At 70.9% G+C, this 20,622-nt stretch carries 25 protein-coding genes; 4 read left to right on the top strand and 21 right to left on the bottom strand.

Translation table 11 applies throughout. From position 1 onward, the window contains the following. Positions 1-119 precede the first annotated feature (119 nt). The 4 genes from FGL25_RS09490 to FGL25_RS09475 form a co-directional block, all read right to left on the bottom strand. On the bottom strand, positions 120-944 hold the full coding sequence (locus FGL25_RS09490) for an ankyrin repeat domain-containing protein (RefSeq protein WP_157678050.1): 825 nt from the start codon (positions 942-944) through the stop codon (positions 120-122). Between the two features lie 87 nt (positions 945-1,031). Next, positions 1,032-1,937, bottom strand: a complete 906-nt coding sequence (locus FGL25_RS09485; protein ID WP_112999265.1) for a DUF2974 domain-containing protein — start codon at positions 1,935-1,937, stop codon at positions 1,032-1,034. Positions 1,938-2,016: 79 nt separating this feature from the next. After that, entirely contained in the window at positions 2,017-2,595 is a 579-nt protein-coding gene (locus tag FGL25_RS09480) for a hypothetical protein (RefSeq protein WP_138141559.1), read from the bottom strand. Positions 2,596-2,636: 41 nt separating this feature from the next. Continuing rightward, positions 2,637-4,088: a hypothetical protein gene (locus tag FGL25_RS09475; protein ID WP_138141558.1), complete on the bottom strand. Its 1,452-nt coding sequence runs from the start codon at positions 4,086-4,088 to the stop codon at positions 2,637-2,639. 206 nt (positions 4,089-4,294) lie between these two features. Here FGL25_RS09475 and FGL25_RS09470 point away from each other — a divergent pair, with 206 nt between their 5' ends. Together FGL25_RS09470 and FGL25_RS09465 are read left to right on the top strand one after the other, a co-directional pair. Further along, entirely contained in the window at positions 4,295-5,407 is a 1,113-nt protein-coding gene (locus FGL25_RS09470) for a LysM peptidoglycan-binding domain-containing protein (RefSeq protein WP_167493322.1), read from the top strand. A 4-nt stretch (positions 5,408-5,411) separates the two neighbouring features. Next, on the top strand, positions 5,412-5,930 hold the full coding sequence (locus FGL25_RS09465; RefSeq protein WP_138141556.1) for a hypothetical protein: 519 nt from the start codon (positions 5,412-5,414) through the stop codon (positions 5,928-5,930). Positions 5,931-6,005: 75 nt separating this feature from the next. On the opposite strand, the gene FGL25_RS09460 is transcribed toward FGL25_RS09465, so the two are convergent. From FGL25_RS09460 to FGL25_RS09430, 7 genes are all read right to left on the bottom strand, one after another. Then, positions 6,006-6,824 (bottom strand): DUF1521 domain-containing protein, encoded by an 819-nt coding sequence (locus FGL25_RS09460; RefSeq protein WP_138141555.1) that lies wholly within the window; start codon positions 6,822-6,824, stop codon positions 6,006-6,008. Between the two features lie 98 nt (positions 6,825-6,922). After that, the gene (gene sctT / locus FGL25_RS09455; RefSeq protein ID WP_138141554.1) at positions 6,923-7,720 is read right to left on the bottom strand and encodes a type III secretion system export apparatus subunit SctT; all 798 of its coding nucleotides are present in this window, start codon (positions 7,718-7,720) and stop codon (positions 6,923-6,925) included. Further along, positions 7,721-7,993, bottom strand: coding sequence for a type III secretion system export apparatus subunit SctS (gene sctS / locus FGL25_RS09450; protein WP_003164547.1), 273 nt, complete (start codon positions 7,991-7,993; stop codon positions 7,721-7,723). Between the two features lie 11 nt (positions 7,994-8,004). After that, positions 8,005-8,664, bottom strand: a complete 660-nt coding sequence (sctR, locus tag FGL25_RS09445) for a type III secretion system export apparatus subunit SctR (protein WP_128719882.1) — start codon at positions 8,662-8,664, stop codon at positions 8,005-8,007. A gap of 1 nt (position 8,665) precedes the next feature. Further along, positions 8,666-9,643, bottom strand: a complete 978-nt coding sequence (locus FGL25_RS09440; RefSeq protein WP_167493321.1) for a FliM/FliN family flagellar motor switch protein — start codon at positions 9,641-9,643, stop codon at positions 8,666-8,668. After that, positions 9,640-10,299 (bottom strand): response regulator transcription factor, encoded by a 660-nt coding sequence (locus FGL25_RS09435; RefSeq protein WP_138141552.1) that lies wholly within the window; start codon positions 10,297-10,299, stop codon positions 9,640-9,642. The genes FGL25_RS09440 and FGL25_RS09435 overlap by 4 nt, the downstream gene beginning before the upstream one ends. After that, positions 10,296-11,396: a sensor histidine kinase gene (locus tag FGL25_RS09430; protein WP_138141551.1), complete on the bottom strand. Its 1,101-nt coding sequence runs from the start codon at positions 11,394-11,396 to the stop codon at positions 10,296-10,298. The genes FGL25_RS09435 and FGL25_RS09430 overlap by 4 nt, the downstream gene beginning before the upstream one ends. Before the next feature lie 110 nt (positions 11,397-11,506). Here FGL25_RS09430 and FGL25_RS09425 point away from each other — a divergent pair, with 110 nt between their 5' ends. Together FGL25_RS09425 and FGL25_RS09420 are read left to right on the top strand one after the other, a co-directional pair. Further along, the gene (locus FGL25_RS09425) at positions 11,507-11,749 is read left to right on the top strand and encodes a hypothetical protein (RefSeq protein WP_088491728.1); all 243 of its coding nucleotides are present in this window, start codon (positions 11,507-11,509) and stop codon (positions 11,747-11,749) included. 18 nt (positions 11,750-11,767) lie between these two features. Then, complete coding sequence (locus tag FGL25_RS09420) at positions 11,768-12,430, top strand: hypothetical protein (RefSeq protein ID WP_138141550.1); 663 nt, start codon at positions 11,768-11,770, stop codon at positions 12,428-12,430. A gap of 9 nt (positions 12,431-12,439) precedes the next feature. Here FGL25_RS09420 and FGL25_RS09415 read toward each other — a convergent pair whose 3' ends face one another. Genes FGL25_RS09415 through sctC form a run of 10 tightly spaced genes read right to left on the bottom strand, consistent with a single transcriptional unit; the run spans position 12,440 to position 20,610 of the window. Next, entirely contained in the window at positions 12,440-13,084 is a 645-nt protein-coding gene (locus FGL25_RS09415; protein WP_138141549.1) for a hypothetical protein, read from the bottom strand. Beyond that, on the bottom strand, positions 13,084-13,581 hold the full coding sequence (locus tag FGL25_RS09410; RefSeq protein ID WP_138141548.1) for a hypothetical protein: 498 nt from the start codon (positions 13,579-13,581) through the stop codon (positions 13,084-13,086). Before FGL25_RS09410 ends, FGL25_RS09415 begins: the two co-directional genes overlap by 1 nt. Then, the gene (locus tag FGL25_RS09405; protein ID WP_128719888.1) at positions 13,578-14,897 is read right to left on the bottom strand and encodes a FliI/YscN family ATPase; all 1,320 of its coding nucleotides are present in this window, start codon (positions 14,895-14,897) and stop codon (positions 13,578-13,580) included. The genes FGL25_RS09410 and FGL25_RS09405 overlap by 4 nt, the downstream gene beginning before the upstream one ends. Next, positions 14,894-15,505, bottom strand: a complete 612-nt coding sequence (locus tag FGL25_RS09400; protein ID WP_138141547.1) for a FliH/SctL family protein — start codon at positions 15,503-15,505, stop codon at positions 14,894-14,896. Before FGL25_RS09400 ends, FGL25_RS09405 begins: the two co-directional genes overlap by 4 nt. Then, on the bottom strand, positions 15,502-16,038 hold the full coding sequence (locus FGL25_RS09395; RefSeq protein WP_138141546.1) for a hypothetical protein: 537 nt from the start codon (positions 16,036-16,038) through the stop codon (positions 15,502-15,504). Before FGL25_RS09395 ends, FGL25_RS09400 begins: the two co-directional genes overlap by 4 nt. Then, the gene (gene sctJ, locus FGL25_RS09390; protein ID WP_003164555.1) at positions 16,035-16,757 is read right to left on the bottom strand and encodes a type III secretion system inner membrane ring lipoprotein SctJ; all 723 of its coding nucleotides are present in this window, start codon (positions 16,755-16,757) and stop codon (positions 16,035-16,037) included. The genes FGL25_RS09395 and sctJ overlap by 4 nt, the downstream gene beginning before the upstream one ends. An 11-nt stretch (positions 16,758-16,768) precedes the next feature. After that, on the bottom strand, positions 16,769-17,167 hold the full coding sequence (locus tag FGL25_RS09385) for a hypothetical protein (protein ID WP_003164556.1): 399 nt from the start codon (positions 17,165-17,167) through the stop codon (positions 16,769-16,771). Between the two features lie 26 nt (positions 17,168-17,193). Continuing rightward, entirely contained in the window at positions 17,194-17,502 is a 309-nt protein-coding gene (locus tag FGL25_RS09380) for a hypothetical protein (protein ID WP_112999251.1), read from the bottom strand. A gap of 24 nt (positions 17,503-17,526) precedes the next feature. Beyond that, positions 17,527-18,684 carry a SctD/MshK family protein gene (locus FGL25_RS09375; protein WP_138141545.1) on the bottom strand — a complete coding sequence of 386 codons (1,158 nt, stop codon included), beginning with the start codon at positions 18,682-18,684 and terminating at the stop codon, positions 17,527-17,529. Positions 18,685-18,690: 6 nt separating this feature from the next. Further along, entirely contained in the window at positions 18,691-20,610 is a 1,920-nt protein-coding gene (gene sctC, locus FGL25_RS09370; protein ID WP_138141544.1) for a type III secretion system outer membrane ring subunit SctC, read from the bottom strand. Positions 20,611-20,622 lie beyond the last annotated feature (12 nt).

Here is a 20,622-nt window from a genome sequence, read left to right as displayed (position 1 = left end):
GCCTGATCAGTGCGCGTCGTCCTCGGGCCAATGCGCCAGAAGCTGGAGGCGGATTCGGCTCAGCACGATTGACCTGGGGGTATTGATTTTCGGGCTGAGCGGACCGCGAGGGCGGCGTACTACTGCGGCCACAACTCTCGCATCCGCCGCACCAGTTCGGGCGAGGGCGGGCGGCCGCCCTGGGCGTCGGCGGGAGGCCAGCGGCCGGCCAGGACTTCGGCGCGCACGACCTGGGCCGAGGGCGGGGGGAAGCGCCAGCCGGCGGCGGTCATGCGGGCTTTGACGCGCGTTTCCGCCTGAGCCTCGGCGGGCTCGGCAGGGCGGACGGGGGCGTCCAGGGCGGCGGCGATGGTGTCGCCGTTGACGCCGACCGCCCAGGCATCGGCGCCGCGTTCCAGCAGAAGTTCGGCGATGCGGTAGTTGCGCATGGCGACGGCGGCTTCCAACGGCGTGCCCCCGGTGCGGTCGGCCCGGTTCACGTCGGCCCCGTGATCCAGCAGCAGACGCACGGCGCCGAGCGAGTTCAAGGCGATGGCCTCGTCCAGCGGCCAGAAGGCGTCAGGCGCGACCGGGTCAGGCGAGGCGCCTGCCTGAAGCAGGGCCTGGGCGTGCCAGGGCTCGCGGGCGCGCAGGGCCAAGCTGAGCGAAGTCTCGCCGTTCGGGCCGTCGGGCGGGGCGCCCTTTTCTAGCAGCAGGCTGACCATAGCCCGGTCGTCGCGCGCGACGGCCAGGGTCAGAAGATCCAGATTCCGGCCGTCGCCGATGCGGGCCAGGGCGGGATCGGCGTCCAGCAGGCGGCGAGCCTTCGCCAGGTCGCCGTCGCGGACCGCCTCGACCATGTCGCGGGTGGAATGTCCGTCCCGGCCCAACGCGGCCACGCTGGCCGGGGAGGGCAGGACGGTGCCGACGACAAAACCGTCGGCGCGGGCGTCGCAACCGCTCATCAGAACTCCGGCGAGAAGGATTGGCGTAAAGAGGCGTCCGGGCATCTTGGCGCTGAACGGTCGGCGGGTCGAGGCCGTTCCGCCTCCTTATCGCATGGCGTCCAGGCTGGACTGGAACCATTCGACGCCGTGCAGGGCGCCGGGCGTCCAATTCCACCAGGACTGGTCCTCGGGCGGGGTGGGGGACACGGGGATGCGGTCGCCGACAGCCCCGGGCGCGTCGCCCGCCCATCCGGCGGCCACGCCGCCGAGCGGGCCGAGCAGAACCGCTCCCAGGCCGCCGAGGATGATGCGGTCGCCGCCGTCCTGCAGCAGGCTGAGCGGGTCGCCCTTGAGGTAGAAGGCGTCGATGTCGGGCGTCGGGCGCCCGCCCGCCTGGGCGGCCTCGATCGTCGAGGCGTGCAGGCCGGAGGCGTTGAAGGTGTCCGCGTCGTGGCCCGACGCCAGGGACGCGGCCGAGGCCATGCCGCCGCCCAGCGAATGGCCGGTCAGGGTGACGTCCGCCTCGACGGCGGCCAGTCGCTGGCCGATGCGCAGGGCCTTGTCATAGTGCTCTGAGGACAGGCCCAGCGCCTGCTGACCGTTGTTGAGCCAGTCCTCGCCCGCCTGGGAGCCGCGGAAGGCGACGACGTGGCGGGTCTGGCCGCCCTCGTCGCTGACATAGACGCGGGCGCGGAACTCGGAATCGGCGCGCTCCAGCAGGTCGGGAGTCAGGCGCAGCCGGTCCAGGTCGTCCGGTCCGGCCACGCGCCAGCCGTCGGGCGGCGAAGGGGTGTCGTTGTAGACATCGGCCGACAGCGCCAGATGCGTGCGCGCTGTGTCCAGGTCGACGACATTGTCCGAACGGGCCGGGGCGGCCGCAGCCTGAGCCGAAACCGGCGCGGCGGGCGGCGGCGCCCAGTCCAGGGCGACGCGCGGATCGTCGTCGAAGCGCGCCGTCGCGGGCGTCGTCTGAGGTTGGAACGATGTCGCGCCGATCCGGTCGATCTGCATGGTCGCCTCCCGATCCTATGCAGTCACCCTATCGCTGCTCGCCGAACCGCGCTGCTAGGGTCTTCCCTAGACTGGAGGCCTAGCGCACCGCGCCTGCGCGCAGAGCCTGGTCGAAGGCGTCGCGGGCGGGGCGAGGCAGGGCGCGGACGCGTTGTGACAGCCATTCGGCGACGTCCTGGCCGGGAGCGGGCGGGGCGACGCCTGCGCCTTGAGCGAAGTCGGGCAGGGCCTTGGGGTTTTGCGACAGCGCGGCGGCGACCCCGCCAGTGAAGAAGCCGGCGTCCTCGGCGCGAGGGCGCCAGACGCCTCCGTCCTTCTGTTCGGAGGCGGACAGGGCAGGGACATCGGCCGTCAGCGTCGCCCATTGCCGTCCCAGGCGCGCCGCCTCGCCGTTCTCCAGCATGGCGGCGGCGTAGGCCTGCAAGGCGCGGCGGCCGCCCAGACCGCTCTGAAGCTGGTTCGCCACGCCTGCAGGGTCGGCGTCCACGGCGGCGGCCAGGGCGGACAGGGACTCTGCATCGATCCGGGCGGCTGCCGCGATGAAGCTTTCGCTCGTGACGGCGGCCGAGGGCGTGGTTTTTGGCGTCTCGGGGGAGGAGTCGCACGCGGTCAGCATGGTCAGGGTCGCCAGGATTGGAAGCCAACGGGGGGCAGGCAAGGCCGCGTCCTTTCCGTCCGGGCGCGGCCAGACTCTGAGGATCAGTTCAGCGGGATCCGCGTCACGGACTCCCAGCCCTCGTTGTAGCTGACTTCGGCCGGGCCGTCATAGGGGCGGCGGCCGTCCGCGCCGGTCGGGGTGGTCAGGGCCACGATGCTCTCGAACAGGTCCGCCTGGCCGCTCTGATACTGGCTCAGGGCCGTGTCGAAGACCTTGTCGCTCAGCCAGCCGGTCGCATCGCCGACGCTCGGTCCGGGCAGTTTGCCGGTGGCGAAGCCGAAGATGGTCTTCAGCGTCTCGACGTTCTCGGCCGCGCCCTTGTTCACGCCTTCGAAGGCCTGGTGCAGGGCGCCGGAGAAGTAACCCATGCGCTCGGCGGCCGGATAGAAGACGCCGCCGTCCTGTTGCGTCGGGGCGGTGAAGCGTTGCAGCATGTCGCCCTTCAGATCATTGCCGCGCGCCAGCTGGTCGACCAGGCCGCGGATGGTGTCGGCGCCGCCGTCCTGACCCAGGGTCTCCTGCAGGAAGGCGGTCATGCCCTTGCCGGCCTGATAATCCTGCTCCAGCGCCTCGACGACGCCGTTGACGTCGGATTTCAGCAGGCCCTCCATGCCGGCGCGGATTTCGTCGGCGGCGTCGCCGGTCCCGACCGAAGGCGTCAGCACGCCGTTGGCGCTCGAGACGCTGGCCATCTGGCGCCCCGCCAGTTCGAACACCCGCGCCTTCAGCTCGGCGTCGGGGCTGGTGGCGGCGGCGTCGACGGCTGCGGCCAGCGGTCCGGCGTCATAGCTGTAGGTCGGCGCGCCCCCTTGCATGTTCGCGTACATGGTCTGCTGGGTTCCGGCCTCGAAAACGGCCGACAGCTGGGTGTCGTTCAACGATGCATAGGCTGTGCTGAGCGCCGAGGCGTTGCCGCCCAGGCTGCCCAGCACATGGGCCACGGCCAGGCCCTCGGCGTCGCCCATGTCGGAGATCATCACGCCGCCTATGCTGTCGGCCTCGGTCGTCTGGGGCGCCAGGGCGGCGATGAAGCCGGTCTTCACGTCGGACGTCGCGTGGGCGGCGACGCCCTGCGCCAGCTCGATCTTCTGCTCGCGGTTGTCATAGGCGTTGTAGACGCGCTCCAACTGGGCGGCGTCCAGCGAGCCGCCCAGCGTCGCGTGCAGGTCGCGGCGCTCGTCCACGTTCAGCCCGCCGCCCATGCCGAGGAAGCCGGAGTTGTCGAGCTCGTCCGTCCACTTGTTCAGCTCGGCGTCGGACAGTTCGGAGACGACGGCGTTGCGCTCCTGCGCCGTCAGGCCGTTCAGCGTGGTGCTGATGTCCCGAAGGTCGCCTTGGGAGACGTCGTTGAAGAAGCCTTCGTTCAGACGGTCGCGGATCGTGTCCAGCGCCTGATCGACCCGGCTGGTCGAAGGCGATCCGGCGACGGGGCCGCTGACGGGCGAGGCCAGGACGCGGGTGTCGACGGACGGCGAAAGAGGCGTGACGGTCATGACCGGCTCCTGCACGATGCGAGCGAATACTGGGGCGAGGCTATGGCCGGGATGGCGGCGGCATAAGCTGGGGGCGTCCTTAGCTAGGGACATCCCCTATGCCGGGCCGCCTGCGAACGACGTCGCTAGGGAAAGCCCCAGATTTCAGACGCGCGAAGAGACGCCAAACTGGCCTGACGGATCACCGCGTCTCTTGGAGCCGACCCATGTCTCTCGCCGCTTCCTCCGCCACCAGCCTGTCCGCCGCCGCCGCCGGGGCGCGCGACGCCGCGCCCGCCCACACGGTCCGGGCGGGCGAGACCCTGTCCGGGATCGCCGAACGCTATGGCGTCAGCGTAGGCGACCTGTTGGCGGCGAACCGCCAGATCACCAATCCGAACGTGATCCATCCCGGCCAGACCGTGACGCTGCCGGTCGGCGCGGGGGAGGGGCGAGACGCGACGCCGGCCGAGGCGACGGTCTTTCATACGGTGCGCGGCGGCGACACCCTGTCGGGCATCGCCCAGCAATACGGGATGAGCTGGCGCGAGCTGGCGGCCGACAACGGCATCGCCAATCCATCGCTGATTCAGGTCGGCCAGCAGATCCGTCTGAATGGCGCGGCGCCCGAGACGGCGACGCCGGTCCAGTCGACGCCCGTTTCCGAACCCGCCGCTGAAGCGACGCCCGCGACGGAGCAGGAAGGCGTCAGTCCGGACCTGGGCGCCCTGTCGGCGCGCTATGAAACGGGCGGGCGCGGTCCCGGCACGGTGTCGTCCGGTTCGGGCGATCCGGGCGGCGTATCCTACGGCTCCTATCAGCTGGCGGTGAACCGCAACCGACCGCAGGAGTTCCTGGCCGCCGACGGGGCGCGCTGGGCCGATGAGTTCGGCGGGGCGGCGGCGGGCACGCGCGCCTTCTCCGACACCTGGCGCGCCATCGCCGCGCGCGAGCCGGAAGCCTTCCAGGCCGCGCAGCACGCCTTCATCGAACGCACCCACTATGACGTGCAGTCCGCCCGGATCGAGAATGCGGGCCTGGACATCTCCAACCGCTCGCACGCGCTTCAGGACGTGGTGTGGTCGACCTCGGTCCATCACGGCCCGAACACGGCGGTCGTCACCCGCGCCATGGCGGCGGTCGAGCGCCAGGGGATCGACGCCTCCAGCGCCGACTATGATCGCGCGCTGATCAACGCCGTCTATGACGAGCGCGGCCGCCGCGACGGCAACGGCGAACTGGCCTATTTCTCCAGCTCGCGCGCCGATGTTCAGGCGGGGGTCGCCCAGCGGTTCGAGGACGAGCGCCGCGACGCCCTGAACATGCTGGACGGCCGCTGAGCGCATGACTGAATCCAGCGCCATCTCCGGCGCGAACGGCGCCTCGGCGGTCTCCGCCGGGGCGTCGTTTGTCGAGAGCCGCGCATTGGCCGTCGGCGCCGCCGTTCAGGCGATGGCCGAGCTGGCTGGCGCGGTCCTGCCCGATCCGGCGGACAGTCTGGACCGAGGCGTGGCGCTTTCCCAGGTCTGGGCCGAGCTGGGCCAGCAGGGCGGGGCGGTGGTCGGCGGCGACATGCGCGTGCTGGCCGCCCAGACCGGCCAGGCGGTCGCGGCGCGGCTGAGCGCCGTCTCTCCGATCGAGACGGGCCGCATCGACCGCGCCCTGACCGACTTCGTGCGCGCGGTTCAGGATCACGCCCGCGCGACGCCGCACCTGACCGCGCCCGCCGTGGTCGAGCCCATGCTGCGCGCCCTGGCGGCGGGCCTGGCGCGCGAGGACGGCCCCGTCGCCGCCCGCGACAGCGCCGTCGAACAGTTCGCCCGCATGGTGGACGCCGCGACCGACGCCCTGAACCGACGCTGAGCTCAAAGCTGTTCTGACGAAGAAAAACCCCGCGGACCGAAGTCCGCGGGGTTCCGCGCTGAACCGCAGGTAAGTTCAGCGCGTCGGCGTTGGGCCGAGGGCGACGCGCGGGCTGCCGGGCTCGCTGGTTTCAGAGGCGCCGCCCAGGGCTTCGGCCAATCCGCTCAACACGCCGGTCAGCAGCCAGGCGCCCAGCACGCCGCGCAAGGCGTCGCTGAAAGCCTGAAGCGCCTCGGGCAGGCCGGCGTTGCCGATCTTGGTCAGGTTGAAGTCTTCCTGGCTGACGGCGTCGCCGGTGATGCCGCTGGTCCAGCCCGATCCGGCGGCGTCGTTCTCGCGGATGGTCAGGCCGTCGCGATAGGCGGCGTCGATGGCGTAGCCGTTGTTGCTCATGCTGATGTTCAGGTCGCCCAGCCGGTTCTGGCTGACGCCGTCGATGATCATGGCCTGGTCGCCGCGCGTGATGACCAACTGGCTGGTGACGGTGGCGTTGGGATTGTTGCCGAAGGGCTCGGTGTTGACGGTGATCTTGGTGCCGTTCTCGAGCTCCAGGGTCATGGTGTCCCAGAAGTCGCCGACGTGCTGGCCGTTGTAGTTGAAGTGCGGGTCGCCCCAGATCTGGGTGACGTTGCCGTCGGCGTCGCGCACCACGAACTCGGAGTTGGCCTCGTTGATCTCCAGCGTATAGCCGTCGCCCAGGTCCACCGTGGCCTTGCCGTCCTGGGGCATGGAGGCCGAAAAGGCGGGGGCGGCGGGCTGGAAGGCGCCGTTGAGCATCACGCCCAGCTGGAAGCCCATCTGGGCGAAGTTGGCCGCCGTGGCCATGCGGTCGGCGACCGCGCCGAGCACGAGAGTCCCGACGGCGTTGGAGAAGGCGGTGTTGATGCTGGTCATCGTGTAGCCCCGAGGTTGATCTTGCTGACCGGCATCGGACCATGCGCGGGCGGGGCTTCACAGTCGGGACGGTCCCCATCAGGGACGACCCTAGCTTCCTAGCTTGAGCGCCGTCCCATCGCCTTCAACACCTCCAGAACCGTGTCGTGGCGGCCCATGATCTCGTTCAGCAGGGTCTGCACCAGGCCAGTCATCATGATCAGGATGATCAGGGTCGCCAGCCACGCCTTGATCGACAGCGACAGGGAGAAGACGTTTAGCTGCGGCGCATAGCGGTTGACCAGGCCCAGGGCGCCGTCGGTGACGAACAGCACCACCAGAACCGGCGAGGCGAACAGCACGGCCAGGGTCATCAGCCGTGTGAACTCGCCCTCGAACAGGCTGAGGCTGCTCATGGTCAGCACCGGCGTCAGGCTGCCGATGGGCCAGATGACGAAACTGTCCAGTATGGTGCCGACCAACAGCAGCAGGCCGCCCGAGAACATGAAGACGAAGTTGGCCAGCCGTCCCAGAAACTCGCCGTTCAGCGAGGTCTGATGGCCGCTGAGCGGGTCCACCACCTGAGCCATGGTGGCGCCGACCTTGGTGTCGATGATCTGGCCGGCGGCCTCGAACGCCCACAGCATGGTGGCGAAGAAGAAGCCGATGACCACTCCGACCAGGGCCTCCTTGCCGAACAGCAGAATCCACTGGACCGTCGGCATGGTCATCTGGGCCACCTGCGGCTGCATGGTCAGCACCGCCAAGCCGAACACCAGGAAGATGGAGTTACGGACCATCGCCGGAACCGTCTGCGGCGACAGCAGCGGCATCAGCAGGAAGGTCGTCGCCACCCGCGTGGTCGACACCGCCACCAGGATGGCGTTGTCGAACAGACTGTCCAGACCTTCGAACACCTAGCGGCGCACCAGGGCCGGAAACTCGGTGAAGATGCGGTCGCTGAACTGATACAGCGAGCCGCCGATCAGCGCCGCCGTGGCGAACAGGGTCAGCACGATGGCGAAGAATTTGGCCGTGTACTGCAGGGTTTGTTCCTGAAGCTGCGTCGCCGACTGGATCACCGCCACGATCAGGCCGACGATGGAGGCGGCGATGATCGGCGGGGCCGACAGGAACAGGACGAGCCAGAGCGCCTGATTGACGAGCTCGATAGCCTGGGCGTTCATCATGGGGCGCTCTCCTAGACGTAACTGAGCACAAGGCCGTGGGACAACTTCACCCACCCGTCGATCAGCACGAACAACAGCAGCTTGAACGGCAGGGAGACGGTGGTCGGCGACAGCATCATCATCCCCATCGCCAGCAATATGTTGGACACCACAAGGTCTATGATCAGGAAGGGCAGGAAGATCAGGAAGCCGATCTGGAACGCCGTCGCCAGCTCCGACACGGTGAAGGCGGGCACGACGACCAGGAAGTCCCGCGCGGTGATCTCGGCGCGTTTTTCAGGGGTGGAGATGCGCTGGGCGGTGCGCAGGAAGAAGGCGCGCTCGCGTTCCGACGAGTGCTTGATCAGGAAGTCGCGCAGCGGCTCCTTGGCGTTGTCGGCATAGGCGAACAATTGCTGGGTGTCGCTGAGGGCGGCGGTGGGCGGCATGTGGTTGGTGGCCTCGGCCATGCGCTGGCCGACCGGGAACATGACGTAGAGCGTCAGGATCAGCGCCATGCCGTTCAGCACGATGTTCGGCGGCACCTGCTGCAGGCCCAGGGCGTTGCGCAGCAGGGACAGCACCACCACGATCTTGGTGAAGGACGTCACCATCACCGCCACGAAGGGCGCGAGCGCCAGCAGGATGACGGTGACGAGCGCCGATCCCGGCGAGAACTGGGACAGGTCCATGTCAGACGGCCTCCTTCGGGTCGGCGACGGCGTCGATCAGCACGGCGTAGGCCTCGCCCAGGGACACCAGGCGGCCGCGCGCGAAGGCCTGGCCAGCGCTGCGCAGGGTGACGCGCATTTCGGCGTCCAGTCCGGTCAGGGGCAGGACGGCGCCGGGGCGCAGCTCGGTCAGGGTCTTCAACGGCGCGGCGGTCTCGCCCAGGTCGACCGTCACGGCGATCGGCGTGTCGGCCCCTGGCGTCAGTCCGTGCTCGTCTTCGGCAGGCGGGGCGGCGGCCTCGGTCATGCGGCTTTCCTTGCGTTGATGGGTGAAGTTTCGGGATGCGGGGGCGAACAGGCCGACGGCTGTCCCGCCGGGAATCGACAGGCGCGCGGTCCAGGCCCCGGCCAGAGCGGGGATCAGCAGCAGGTCGCCCGTGTGCAGGCTCGACAGATCGTCGGGCGACAGGCGCGGCCCCTCGATGAGCAGGCGGATCGGCAGGGGCAGGTTCAACCCCGACGCCTGATCGCCGACACGGCGCAGGCGCAGGGCCAATGCGGGCGGCAGGGACAGGCGCGCCTCATGCAAAGTGCGCTCGCCGTCGCTGAGGCGGACCTCGACGTGCGCCGCATCGAACGTGTCGGAACGCACGCCGACGGGCGTCAGCGCCTCGGCGCCTGCGTCTTCCAGCGCCGCCAGCAGCGGCTCCAGCGTCGAGACGGCGGCCAGCAGGGCGGCGTGGTCGCCATTCTCGAAGGCCGCGCCGTCGATCGTCAGGGGCGCGACGCGGACGGGGCCGTGCGGCGTGGCGAAGGCGACCTGCTCTCCGACGAAGGTCTCGTCGTGATCGGGGATCAGAACGCTGACGCGCAGCCCGTCCAGCGTCAGGCCGTCCAGGGCGGCGACGACGGCGGCGCGGGCGCGCACGGTCGGCTCGTCCAGCCGGGGCGGTCGCGCGGGCGCGAGCGAGGAGGGCAGGGCGTCCAGGGCCACGCTCACGCCTCCTCGACCTGGCCGGACACCGCCATGCGTACCAGATGGGTCAGGGTCGGCGCCTCCATCTTGGTCATGATGCGGGCGCGGTGCAGTTCGACCGTCTTGGGGCTGATGCCCAGGTCATAGGCGATGACCTTGTTGTAGGAACCGGCCACGACCAGATTCATGACCTCGCGCTCGCGCGCGGTCAGGCGAGACAATCTTTCCTGATAGGCGAGAGACAGCGGAGAAGCGTTTGTTTCGTCTTCTGTTTCCGGTTGTGTAGTGCGGAAGGCCAGGGCGATGGCCTCTTCCAGCGCCTTCTCCTGAAAGGGCTTCTCCAGGAAGGTGACGGCGCCGCGCCGCATGGCCTCGACCGCCAGGGGCACGTCGCCGTGCCCGGTCATGAAGATCACCGGCTGATCCAGCCCGCGCTCGCGCGCCGCCTCCATCAGCTCCAGCCCCGACATCCCCGGCATTCGCACGTCCAGCAGGAAGCAGGCGGGTTCGGCCGGGCGCTCAGTCATGGCCTCTAAGAAGGCGGCGGGCTCTTCCCAGCACTCGACCTCATAGCCCAGGCTTTCCAGCCACCAGGCGGCGGACTGGCGGAACTCGGCGTGGTCGTCGACCAGGCAGATGCGGCCGGACGGCCCGTCAGCCGGTGTTGCGACGGCGCTCATGGGCGGGCCTCCTCGGTCGGGGTTTCGGCCGCGGCCAGCGGCAGGGCGATGTGAAAGACGCTGCCGCCCGTCTCGCCGGGCGTGAACCACAGGCGGCCGCGGTGCAGTTCGATGATCGAGCGGCAGATGCCCAGGCCGACGCCCATGCCGCCGCTGCGGGTGCTGAAGAAGGGCGAGAAGACGCGGGCGCTCGCCTCTTCCGGCACGCCCGGCCCGGTGTCGGTCAGGGTCAGTTCGATCTGGCGCGCGTCCAGGCTGTGGCGCGCCTCTATGGTCAGTTCGCGCCGGGGCAGGTCGACGCCGCGCATGGCGTCCAGGGCGTTGCGCGCCAGGTTGACCAGCACCTGCTGGATCATGACCGGATCGCCCAGAACGGCGGGCAGGTCCGGCGGCGTGGCGGCGCGCGCCGTCACCCGGTCGCGGGTGATCTCCCAGTCCAGCAGGTCCAGGGTGTTACGGGCCAGCCGCGCCAGATCCAGCCGCTGCACCTGGGGCTGGCGCTGATCGACGAAGGTGCGGACGCGCTGGATCACGCCCGAGGCGTAGAGGGCCTGCTCGGTCGCGCGGTCCAGGGCTTCGGCGCCGGTCTCGAGCGTCAGGGCACCGCGTTGCAGCCGCGCCTTCAGCCCGCGCAGGATGTTGGCGATGGAGCCGATCGGCTGGTTCAGCTCATGGGCGATCATGGTGGCCATCTCGCCGACCGACAGCACGCGCGAGGTGGTCAGCAGCTCCTCGCGGTCGGCCAGGTGACGCTGCTGGGCCTCCTGACGCTCGGCGGCGTCGGACAGCTCCAGGAAAACCAGGCCGTCGGACAGGGCCAGACGGACGTCATGCACCCGGCGGCCGCCCGGCTGGACGATCAGGGCGTCCGAGGCGCCCTCGCGCCGCGCCGCCGCGATCGCCTCGGACAGGCCGGGCAGGCGGGCTTCGACGGCCGACAGGGCCTCGCCCTCGCGCCATTCGGGAAAGGCGGCGAGGAAGGCGGGGGAGCGCCACGTCAGGCCGCGCGCGTCAAAGGCGGCAGCGCAGATGTTCAGCGCCGACAGGGCGGCGTCGGTCCATTGCGGCGCGTCGAGCGGGCGAAGGGCGGCGGTCATTGGCGCGCCTCCGGGCCGCAGGCGGCTAGGGAAGTCCCGAATGGCGGGGGCGCGCCGATGCGCCTAGATTGACGGTCTAGCGTGGAGCGTTCCACGTCGAGGAGACCGCCATGACCACGATCCGCACCGACAACGCGCCCCTGTCCGGCGTCTGGTCGCGCGATCTGTCGGCCTCGACGCCGCTGGGCGCCGAGGCGCGGGCTCACGATCGCGGCGGCCAGGCTTTCGGCGATTTCACCGCCTTCGCGGGCGACGATGTGCGCGTGCGGGTGTCGGATCGACTGGACATGGACGCGGCCGCTCGCGCCATCGCCGATCATCTGACCGAAACCCGCGACAACGGCTTCGGCTGAGGCTATGCCTCGGTCATCGTGACCGATCTCGTTCTCAAGGCTGAACCCGACTGGGCCGGCGCGGCCCAGGCTCTGATCGACGGCCTGCATGGCCAGTCGACGCCCGATGCGCGCGTCACCGTACTGCAGCGCGTCTGCGACGGTCTGGGCGAGGCCCTCTATCCCGGCTTCGTCAAGCTGCTGGCCGCCGTAGCACGCTTCGGCGACGAGGAGGCGCGGAGGCTGGCCGCCGACGCCCTGGCACGGGCCCTGACGACTGATCGTCTGCCCGCCACGCGCCTGCCGGCCTGGGGCGCGGCGGCCTTTTCGAGCCTGTCCGGTCCCGGCGGGGGGTTGATGACCAACGCCCGCAGCGTGGGGCCGCTGGAATTCCTGTGCGTCTGGCTGACCCGCGACGTGGTGGGCCAGCCGCTGGAGGATGAGGCGTTCGAGCGCGCGGCCGCCCTGGTCCTGACCCTGATCCAGACCTCGCCCGAGGCGGCGCGCCTCTATGCCGGAAAGCTGGCGGCCGACGCCGACAACCCGACCGAGGGGCTGCACAATCGCCAGAGCCGCCGCCTGGTGCGGCTGACCGCCGAGGGGCTGGCGGCGGGTCGTGCTCCCGCTGAGACGGCGCGCGCCGTGCTGGACGCCGCCCGCGCCGATCGCGACCAGGGCCGCTGGGATTTCACGCCGCGCTGAGATCATGGCTCACCGCACCCCGTCCGGCGGGCGATGCTCGCTGTCGGGATCGGCGGGGGCGACGCGCACCTCGGACACGGCCACGCCGCGCGCCTCCAGCCGACGGCGCATCAGCTCCAGCGCGCGCTCCAGCTCGGGCGTCGGCCGCTGGTGGGCGGCCAGTTGCAGCGTCAGGCCGCCGTCGGCCAGCCGCATGACCCCGAACCCGGCCAGGGCCAGGGTCCGGTCGGTGAACTGCACCTGCATGCCCTTGGCGGCGTCGGCCTGGGCCGCCAGCCACGCCTTCTCCATCATCGACGCCATGGCTTCGACGTCGCCGGTGAAGCCCGCCGCTGCGGCGGGACCGCCCTGGACGGCGTTCAGGCCGGTCGCCCCCGCAATGTTCAACTGACCCTCGGCCTTGTCCGCCTTGTCGTCGGCCTTGGCCTCTTCGCGCCGCGCGTCGTCGGGGCGGTCGCGGACGGGTTCGGCGTCTTCGTCGCGGCGGGCGAAGCGGGGCTGGCGCTCGCCGGCTTCGAGCGCATGGCGGCGCGCAGCGGCCTGGTCCAGGGCCGCCTCGAAGGCGCCGCCGCTCCAGGCCGAGGGGGCGGGGCTGGCCGACCGCGCGGAAGGCGCGGGCCGGGCGGGGGCGGAGTTGTTCACGGCGTCGGCCATCAGGCGCGGCCTCCCATAAGCAGTTGCAGGCGCGGGCGGCCCCGTTCCTCGAAATCGAGCTGTTCCTGATCCTCGCGACGCCCGGCTCGCTGGGCCACGGCGCGGCGCAGTTGGCCGTCGACGGCGTCGTGGCGGGCCGTGGCGCGCATCAGGGCGCGAAGAGCCTGGTCCCGTTCAGCCTGGGCGGTCTCGACCGCCCGCTGGTCCTCGGCGCGGGCCTCTGTCTCGGCTTCACGACGGTCGACGATCAGGCCGCGTCGCGACAGGGCGCCTTCGATCAGGCGCGCGTCGCCGCCCGCGCCCGAGGCGAACCATTCATCCAGAGTCTCGATGTGGCGGCCCAGGGCGGCGATGGACTCCTCGCGCGCCTGCAACGCCGCCTGCGTCCGCGCCAGGGCGTCCTGGGCGACGGCGACCAGGCGGCGCGCGGCCTCGACCCTCTGCGCCCGCAGTGGGGCCAGGCGCCGCAGCAGGGTGATGCGGTCGCGCCCGCTCATGACGCCGCCTCGGTCAGCTGAGCCAGGGCCGCTTCGGCCGCGACGCCTTCATGCGCGCCCTGCTGCAATAGGGCGCGAAGGGCGGGCATCCGCTGCACGGCTTCGTCGGCCAGGGGATCGCCGCCGGGCTTGTACTCGCCGATCTGCAGCAGGAACTCGATCTCGGCGTATTTGGCCAGCCAGGCGCGGACCTTGCCTGCCGCCGCCTGATGCTCGGGCGAGGTCACGCGGGGGAAGACGCGGCTCAGGCTCGTCAGCGGGTCGATGGCCGGATAGTGGTTCGCCTGCGCCAGCTTGCGCGACAGATAGACGTGGCCGTCCAGGATGGAGCGGACCTCCTCGCCGATCGGGTCGCCGCCTTCCTCGTCCTCGATCAGCACGGTGTAGAAGGCGGTGATGGAGCCGCCCTCGATCGCGCCCGCCCGCTCGAACAGCCGGGGCAGTTCGGCGAAGACCGACGGCGGAAAGCCGCGCCGCACGGCCGGTTCGCCGACCGACAGGCCGATCTCGCGCAGCGCGCGCGCGAAGCGGGTGACGGAGTCCATCTGCAGCATGACGCGCAGGCCCTGGGCGCGGAACCCCTCGGCGATGGCGGTGGCGGCGTGGGCGGCGCGGACGCGCTCCATCGCCGGGCGGTCGGAAGTGGCGACCACCACGACCGAGCGGGCCAGGCCTTCCGGCCCCAGGCTGTCGTCGAGAAACTCGCGCACCTCGCGTCCCCGCTCGCCGATCAGGGCGATGACGTTGACGTCGGCGGCGCAGTGGCGGGCGAACATTCCCATCAGCGTCGACTTGCCGCCGCCCGCCATGGCGAAGACGCCGACCCTCTGTCCCACGCCGACGCTCAGCAGCGTATCGACCGCGCGCACGCCGGTCGGGAACAGGGCGCTGATCGGCGGTCGGGCCAGCGGATTGGGCGCGTCGGCATAGACGTCGCGCCGGGCAATCGGCCCGGCGATGGGGCCCAGGCCGTCCAGCGGGCGGCCGAAGGCGTCGATGACCCGGCCCAGCAGGCCGGGGCCGCTGGGGACTTCGGTCCGGTCGTCGGCGGCGATGACTTCGGCTTCGGGACCGAGGCCGTTCAGGCTGGTCAGGGGTGTCAATATGGCTGCGCCGTCGCTCAGGCCCACGACCTCGGCCTTGACCACGGGGCCGCCGGCGGGGTCGCGGATCTCGACCTGCTGGCCGATGCGGGCGTTCAGTCCCGTGGCGCGCACCGTGGTGCCGAAGGCCTGAACGACCCGCCCGCGCCGGTCCAGGGTGCGGGCGCGGCGCAGGGCGTCGTGCAGGCGCAGTTCGACGGCGTCGTGGCTCATGCGGCGCGCCCCCTCTCAAAGGCGCGCTCCAGGGCGGCGAGCTGGACTTCAAGTCCGGCGTGGCTGCGTCCGGCGGCGGTTTCGATGACGCAGTCGCCGGGGGCCAGGGCGTCGTCAGGGCGCACCTCGATCGCCGCGCCGATGGGCCACAGCCGGGTCGAGACGGCGCCGACGCCGTCGGGCGCGACGTGAACCACGACCGGCGCCTCGGGCAGGACGTCCTTCACCGCCCGCTCGGCCAGGGCCGCCAGCACGGCCTCGGGCGCCAGTTCGGCGGCGATGCGGCGCACCACGTCCAGCGCGAGGCGGCCGGCGGTTTCACGCAGGCGCTCGCGTTCGGCCTCCATCTCGCGGTGCAGGCGGGCGGCGCGTTCGGCCACGTCGCGCGCGGCGGCGGTCAGCCCGGCGTCATAGCCGGCGGCGTAGCCGTCGGCGCGACCCGCCTCGCCCTCGGCGGCGCGATGGGCTTCGACCTCGGCCAGCCGCGCCTGGGCCTGGGCCAGAAGGTCGATGGCCGTTTCGACGACGACGCGTTCCTTGCGGCGAATGACGGGGCGGTCGGTCAGCAGGGCCGCGTCGGGTGCGGCGGCGATCAAGTGAAAACTCATGCGGCGATCCCGCGGATTGTCAGGGCCAGACGGCGCGCGGCCTGGGCCTGGTCGGCGTCGAGGCGCAGCAGGGGCGGGGCCAGGCCGTCGGCCAGCCGCCGGGCCGTCTCGCCTGACAGACCGGCCAGCAGGGCGGCGGCGCCCAGACCTTCCAGCGCCTCGGCGTCCAGCGAGCCGACCGGCGGCGTCTCGGGCCGCTGGGCGGGCGGCAGGGCCAGGACGGCGTCCAGCGCGCTCTCGCCGATGCTGCGTCCGACGACGCCGAGCATCCGTCCGTCGATGCTGGCCGCCAGCCGCTCGGCCAGCAGCACGGCGCCGCAGGTCGCGGCCAGGCGGCGGCGCTCGTTCAGGGGCAGGGCCGACCAGGCGGGCGCCTTCAGGATGGCGGCGTAGTCCATCGGCCCGCGCGGCGGCGTCAGGCGGCGTGCCAAGGCGCGAGCGCGCGGCGAGCGCGCGGCGTCATCCGCGCCGTCGAGGGCGCGGGCTCGGCGCCACAGGGCGGCGCGTTCGGTCCTGGCGGCGTCCGGCGTCAAGCCTCGCCTCGCTTGGCGTCTGCCTTGGCGCGCGGCTTGGGTCGCCGATAGAGGCCGTAGATGCCCAGTCCCGCCGCGCCCAGGATCAGCACGCCCAGCGGCAGGCTGAGCTGGGTGACGGCCGGCGCCTGCGGCTGGGTCAGGACTTCGGACGCTGGGAAGGCGACGACCGTGACCTTGTCGTAGGGCAGGCCCTCGATCGAGTTGACCACCAGGGCCTTGATCGAGCCGGTCTGGGCCGAGATGTCGTAGTCGGGACGATGCTTGATGAAGACCGAGGCGGAGGAGGGCGGCTTCTCCTGCGCCAGGGGATCGCTTTCCGGCACGGCGATGTGGACGCGCGCCTGCACCACGCCGTCGATGGAGGAGATGGTCTGACCCAGCTCCTGCTGCAGCGCGTACATCATGCGCATGCGCTGCTCCATCGGCGAGGAGACGAAGCCCTCCTTCTGGAAGACCTCGCCCATGCTGGCGAAGTTCTGGCGCGGATAGCCCCGGTCGTGCAGCAGGGCGACCGCGCGGGAGAAGTCGCCGCGATCCGCCTTCAGCACCCAGTTGTCGCCGTCGCGGGTCTTGGAAGCGTCCAGCCCCTGAGCCTTGAGCACGGCGACCATCTCATTGGCGTCGCGTTCCGTCAGGCCGCCGTAAAGCTCCTGCTGGCCGCAGGCGGCGAGCAGGAGGGCCGCGCCCGCGAGGGCGGCGAGCGATCGGATTCGCATGACCGCCTCCCTCAGGACTGTTGCCGGAACAGCTGCTGCAGGCCGTCCGAGGTGCGGTTGGCCATGTTGGAGGTGAGCTGGCAGTTGAACATGAACTCGTGCGCGCGGACGGTCATCATGACCATTTCGCCCGGCGTCATGCCGCCGGCCTTGCCCTCGGCGGCCTGGGCCAGGGCGGCGAGGTCCGAGGCCTGACCGTTCACCTGCTCCAGGGCGCCCATCATGGTCTTCATGACGCCGTTGGGCTCGGTCGGGGCGGCCGGAGCCGACAGGGGCGTGACGTGCAGCAGGTTCTGGAACTGCACCGCCTGGCTGAGGGTGGCGTTGTAGGCGACGTCGATCTGCTGTGTCTGGGGTTGCAGCATTTCGGGCGGTATGGCCGCTGCGGCGGCCGAGGCTTCGAAGGACATGGGCCCCTCCTGTTGAAATGAAGGGCTCAGTTCTTGCGAGCCATGGTCTCCAGCGCCTTGCCGACGGAGTCGGTCGAGGTGGAGGAGGAGTTGGCCATGAAGTTCATGCGCATCGACTCGGCGGTCAGCATGGCCATGGTCGAGGGCTTGTCCTCGCCGCCCGGTCCGATCTGCTCGGACAGTTCGACGATGCGGCCGGCCTGGGCGTCCAGGGTTTGACCCCACGAATGGGCCATGGCCTCGAACCAGGAGCCGGGGCGGGCCTTGTCGCGCTCGCTGTTCAGGCCGGGCGAGACGGCCAGCATGCCGAGGCCGTTCAGACTTTGGGATGACATGGGTATTCTCCTTTTGGGCTGGGGTCAGAAGTTGAGTTCGGAACGGGAGCCGTTGCGTTCGACCAGGACGCGGGTGTCCTCGATCGAGACGATGCGGTGGCCGGTCGGCAGGACGGCGCCGGGGAAGTAGCGGGCGCCGTCGGCGGTGGTGACGTGGCCGCGCTCGCCGCCGATCACCGACACCACCCGCTTGCCGCCGCCCTGCTGAATGTCTTCGAAGCGACCGCCCTCGTCGGCGCCGGGCAGCATGCTGACGTCGATGCGGCGCAGGCCCTTGATCTCGCCCATGGCTAGACGCTCCAGGCGGGCGGCTTCGTCCGGGTCGCTGCCGGTGACGTCCAGCCGCACCATGCCTGCGCCGACCGAGCGCGCGGCTGCCTTCACGCCGTTGGCGAGATAGAGCTCCTCGACCTGACGGGCGATGCCGTCGTGGGTCTGAAGCTCCAGGCGCGGGCGCCATTCGCGGACGGCCAGGATGCGTTGCAGGCGCACGCGCTCGGCGTCCGAGGCCAGCATTCCCTCGATGCGCAGATCGCCCGCCTCGGTCTTGGTGACGACCAGCTTGTCGAAGCCTTCCTCCGACAGGACGGCCTGGACCTTGGCGGGCTTGGGCTGCGACTTGGGCCAGGCCGGGACGCCCGTGCTGATGGCGAACAGGGCTGAGACGGTGATGACGGCGATCAGCAGAACCGGAACGAACTTGGCCGAGCGCGACACCAGGGCGTTGGTGTTGTTCAGCAGATATTGCCAGTTGCGGCCGTCGTCGGCCGGGGCGTCGTCCTCATCGCTGTCGTCGTCCGGCAAGGGGCGGGCGGCGGCTAGGATGCGCTCAGCCTCGTTCCAGCGCGGGCTCTCGGCCTCGCCGATGGCGACGGCGTTGTCGCCGATCAGCAGCGGCAGATAGAGGGGCAGGATGGCCTGGGCTGGGGCGGCCAGCTCATGCCCCAACAAAGTCACGGAACCGGACGTCAGGTCCAGGTCGGCGGCGTCCGCTCGCGCCTTCAACGTCAGCCGCACCCCCTCGGCGCTGGCGTCGCGCAGGACGATGTCGGCGTCGAGGTCATGGCCGACGGCGATGACGCGGCCGCGCTCCAACGGCGCCGAGGCGCCGCGCACGCGCCCGGCCAGGACGCGAAGGACCAGGCTTTCGGTCTCGGGTGCGGCGACGGCGTCGGCAGGCATGGCGGATCAGTCCTTGGCCGGTTCATAGGGGGTGAAGCCGGGCGGCGGCGCTTCGCGCACGGCGACGACCGGCGTGGCGGCCGGGGCGGGCAGAGGGTCGTTCGGCGCCGACCCCTGATTGAAGCCCATGCGCGATCCGCCCTTGGGCAGGGCCGGGGCGGCGGGCAGGGGCTGGGTCTCGGGCGAGCCGGGAATGGCGCCGAAGTCCAGACGCGGCGCGGGCGCTTCCTCGCCGATGGACGCCAGGCGGGGCGTGATCAGGAACAGGCGCTCGATCCGGCCCGTCGAACGCTCCGAACGACGGAACAGCAGGCCCACCGCCGGGATGTCGCCCAGCACCGGCACCTTGGTCACGGCGTTGACGTCCTGCTGCACCACCATGCCGCCCAGCAGCAGGCTCTGCCCTTCCAGGATCATGGCCTGGGTGTTCAGGGCCGCGCGCTGGACGACCGGGATGTCGTCGACGTCGGCGTCGGTCAGGGAGCCGTCCTCGATCTGGATCTGCATCCGGATACGGGTCTGGTTCTGGTCGCGCAGGACGTGCGGCGTGACCTTCAGCGTGGTCCCGGCGGTGACGTTGTAGAGGTCGACGTCCCGCTCGCCTTCCAGGCCGACGTAGAAGCTGCGGGTGTTCTCGAACAGGGCCTGGACGTTCGACAGGGTGACGATCTGCGGCCGCGAGACGATGCGGGCGACGCCTTCATCCTCCATCGCCGTGATGCGCGAGACGAAGTAGTCGCCGTTGCCGATGATGGTGGAGATGGCCAGGCCGTTGTTGCGCGGGGTTATGTCCTGGCCCCGGCGCAGGCGTTCGTCGTTGCGCGTGCCGTCGCCGAACAGGATGCCGCCGCGACCGTCGTCGAAGCGCCAGCTGATGCCCAGCTGACGCGCGCGGGTCGTGTCGATGTCGATGATGGTGGCCTGGATTTCGAGAAGCTGCGGCTCCTTGTCCAGGGCGGCGATCAGCGCCTCATAGGCCCCCATGCGCTCGGCCGTATCGCGCACGATGACGGCGTTCAGGCGCGTGTCGGCCTGGATGCGCGCATGCTGGACCGGCGCGCCGCCCGCCATCTGTTCGTCTGCCAGCGCCAGACCCAGCGTGTCCGGCGTCGGGGTGAAGCCGCCGTCGACATAGCTGGCGTCCATCAGGCCGTTCTGCGCCGCGCCTTGCGAGGCCAGACCCTGACCGCGCAGGCCCCCGACGCGCGGCGAGCGGCGGGTCTCGATGCGCCGGGCGACGGCGCCTTTCGGGTCGTTGCTGACCATGGCGCGCAGGATGGAGGCGACGCCCGGAATGGTGACTTCGCTCTGGGCCGTCTCGAAGGTCACGTCATCGGCCCAGGCGTAGCGCAGGGTGAAGACGCGGTATTCGTAGGTCGGCTGGGCGGCTTCGGCCCGAGCGCCGGGGCCGGCCCGGGCGATCTCGTCGATCTGCTGGATGAAGCGGCGGGTGCCGTTGGCGACCAACATCTGCCCGGCGGGCTGCAGGGTGTTGCGGCTGTCCAGCAGGCCCATTTCCTGCGCCGTGGCGCGCACGCGGCGCAGCATCTGCGGCGAGGCGGGGATCGACTGGCTGGTCAGTTCGGAGGTCTGATAGATGTAGACCGCCCCGCCGTCATAATAGGCCACCAGGTCGAAGGCGTCCGCCACCTGGCTGAAGATGGTCGAAGCCGGGCCGCTGAAGGCGCCGTTCACCGTGCCGCGCAGGTTGGGGCTGATGATGACCGGCACGCCCAACTGGCCGAAGAAGCTCTGCAGGAACTGACCCACCGGCTGCTCGCGCGGGGCGATCTGCAGCGTCTGGTTGCCGATCGGCGGATCGCCCGCCGCAGCGGGCGCGGACAGGCCGAGCAGCGTGGCCGCGGAGGCCATGGCCAGGAGGGCGGTCTTGAAGCCTTTGCGGGCGGTCGGCGTCTTGATCGTCATGCAGGGTCCGTC

The organism is Brevundimonas vancanneytii (assembly GCF_901421975.1).
Lineage (GTDB): Bacteria > Pseudomonadota > Alphaproteobacteria > Caulobacterales > Caulobacteraceae > Brevundimonas > Brevundimonas diminuta.
Note: the sequence above shows the minus strand (reverse complement) of the source record. Positions and strands in the feature narration are given on the sequence as shown.

Bases quoted from the DNA above. Each gene is read 5' to 3' on its own strand.
- FGL25_RS09490 (WP_157678050.1), bottom strand. From the start codon at position 944: ATGAGCGGTTGCGACGCCCGCGCCGACGGTTTTGTCGTCGGCACCGTC.
- FGL25_RS09485 (WP_112999265.1), bottom strand. From the start codon at position 1,937: ATGCAGATCGACCGGATCGGCGCGACATCGTTCCAACCTCAGACGACG.
- FGL25_RS09475 (WP_138141558.1), bottom strand. From the start codon at position 4,088: ATGACCGTCACGCCTCTTTCGCCGTCCGTCGACACCCGCGTCCTGGCC.
- FGL25_RS09470 (WP_167493322.1), top strand. From the start codon at position 4,295: ATGTCTCTCGCCGCTTCCTCCGCCACCAGCCTGTCCGCCGCCGCCGCC.
- FGL25_RS09465 (WP_138141556.1), top strand. From the start codon at position 5,412: ATGACTGAATCCAGCGCCATCTCCGGCGCGAACGGCGCCTCGGCGGTC.
- FGL25_RS09460 (WP_138141555.1), bottom strand. From the start codon at position 6,824: ATGACCAGCATCAACACCGCCTTCTCCAACGCCGTCGGGACTCTCGTG.
- sctS (WP_003164547.1), bottom strand. From the start codon at position 7,993: ATGATGAACGCCCAGGCTATCGAGCTCGTCAATCAGGCGCTCTGGCTC.
- sctR (WP_128719882.1), bottom strand. From the start codon at position 8,664: ATGGACCTGTCCCAGTTCTCGCCGGGATCGGCGCTCGTCACCGTCATC.
- FGL25_RS09435 (WP_138141552.1), bottom strand. From the start codon at position 10,299: ATGAGCGCCGTCGCAACACCGGCTGACGGGCCGTCCGGCCGCATCTGC.
- FGL25_RS09430 (WP_138141551.1), bottom strand. From the start codon at position 11,396: ATGACCGCCGCCCTTCGCCCGCTCGACGCGCCGCAATGGACCGACGCC.
- FGL25_RS09425 (WP_088491728.1), top strand. From the start codon at position 11,507: ATGACCACGATCCGCACCGACAACGCGCCCCTGTCCGGCGTCTGGTCG.
- FGL25_RS09415 (WP_138141549.1), bottom strand. From the start codon at position 13,084: ATGGCCGACGCCGTGAACAACTCCGCCCCCGCCCGGCCCGCGCCTTCC.
- FGL25_RS09410 (WP_138141548.1), bottom strand. From the start codon at position 13,581: ATGAGCGGGCGCGACCGCATCACCCTGCTGCGGCGCCTGGCCCCACTG.
- FGL25_RS09405 (WP_128719888.1), bottom strand. From the start codon at position 14,897: ATGAGCCACGACGCCGTCGAACTGCGCCTGCACGACGCCCTGCGCCGC.
- FGL25_RS09400 (WP_138141547.1), bottom strand. From the start codon at position 15,505: ATGAGTTTTCACTTGATCGCCGCCGCACCCGACGCGGCCCTGCTGACC.
- sctJ (WP_003164555.1), bottom strand. From the start codon at position 16,757: ATGCGAATCCGATCGCTCGCCGCCCTCGCGGGCGCGGCCCTCCTGCTC.
- FGL25_RS09385 (WP_003164556.1), bottom strand. From the start codon at position 17,167: ATGTCCTTCGAAGCCTCGGCCGCCGCAGCGGCCATACCGCCCGAAATG.
- FGL25_RS09380 (WP_112999251.1), bottom strand. From the start codon at position 17,502: ATGTCATCCCAAAGTCTGAACGGCCTCGGCATGCTGGCCGTCTCGCCC.
- FGL25_RS09375 (WP_138141545.1), bottom strand. From the start codon at position 18,684: ATGCCTGCCGACGCCGTCGCCGCACCCGAGACCGAAAGCCTGGTCCTT.
- sctC (WP_138141544.1), bottom strand. From the start codon at position 20,610: ATGACGATCAAGACGCCGACCGCCCGCAAAGGCTTCAAGACCGCCCTC.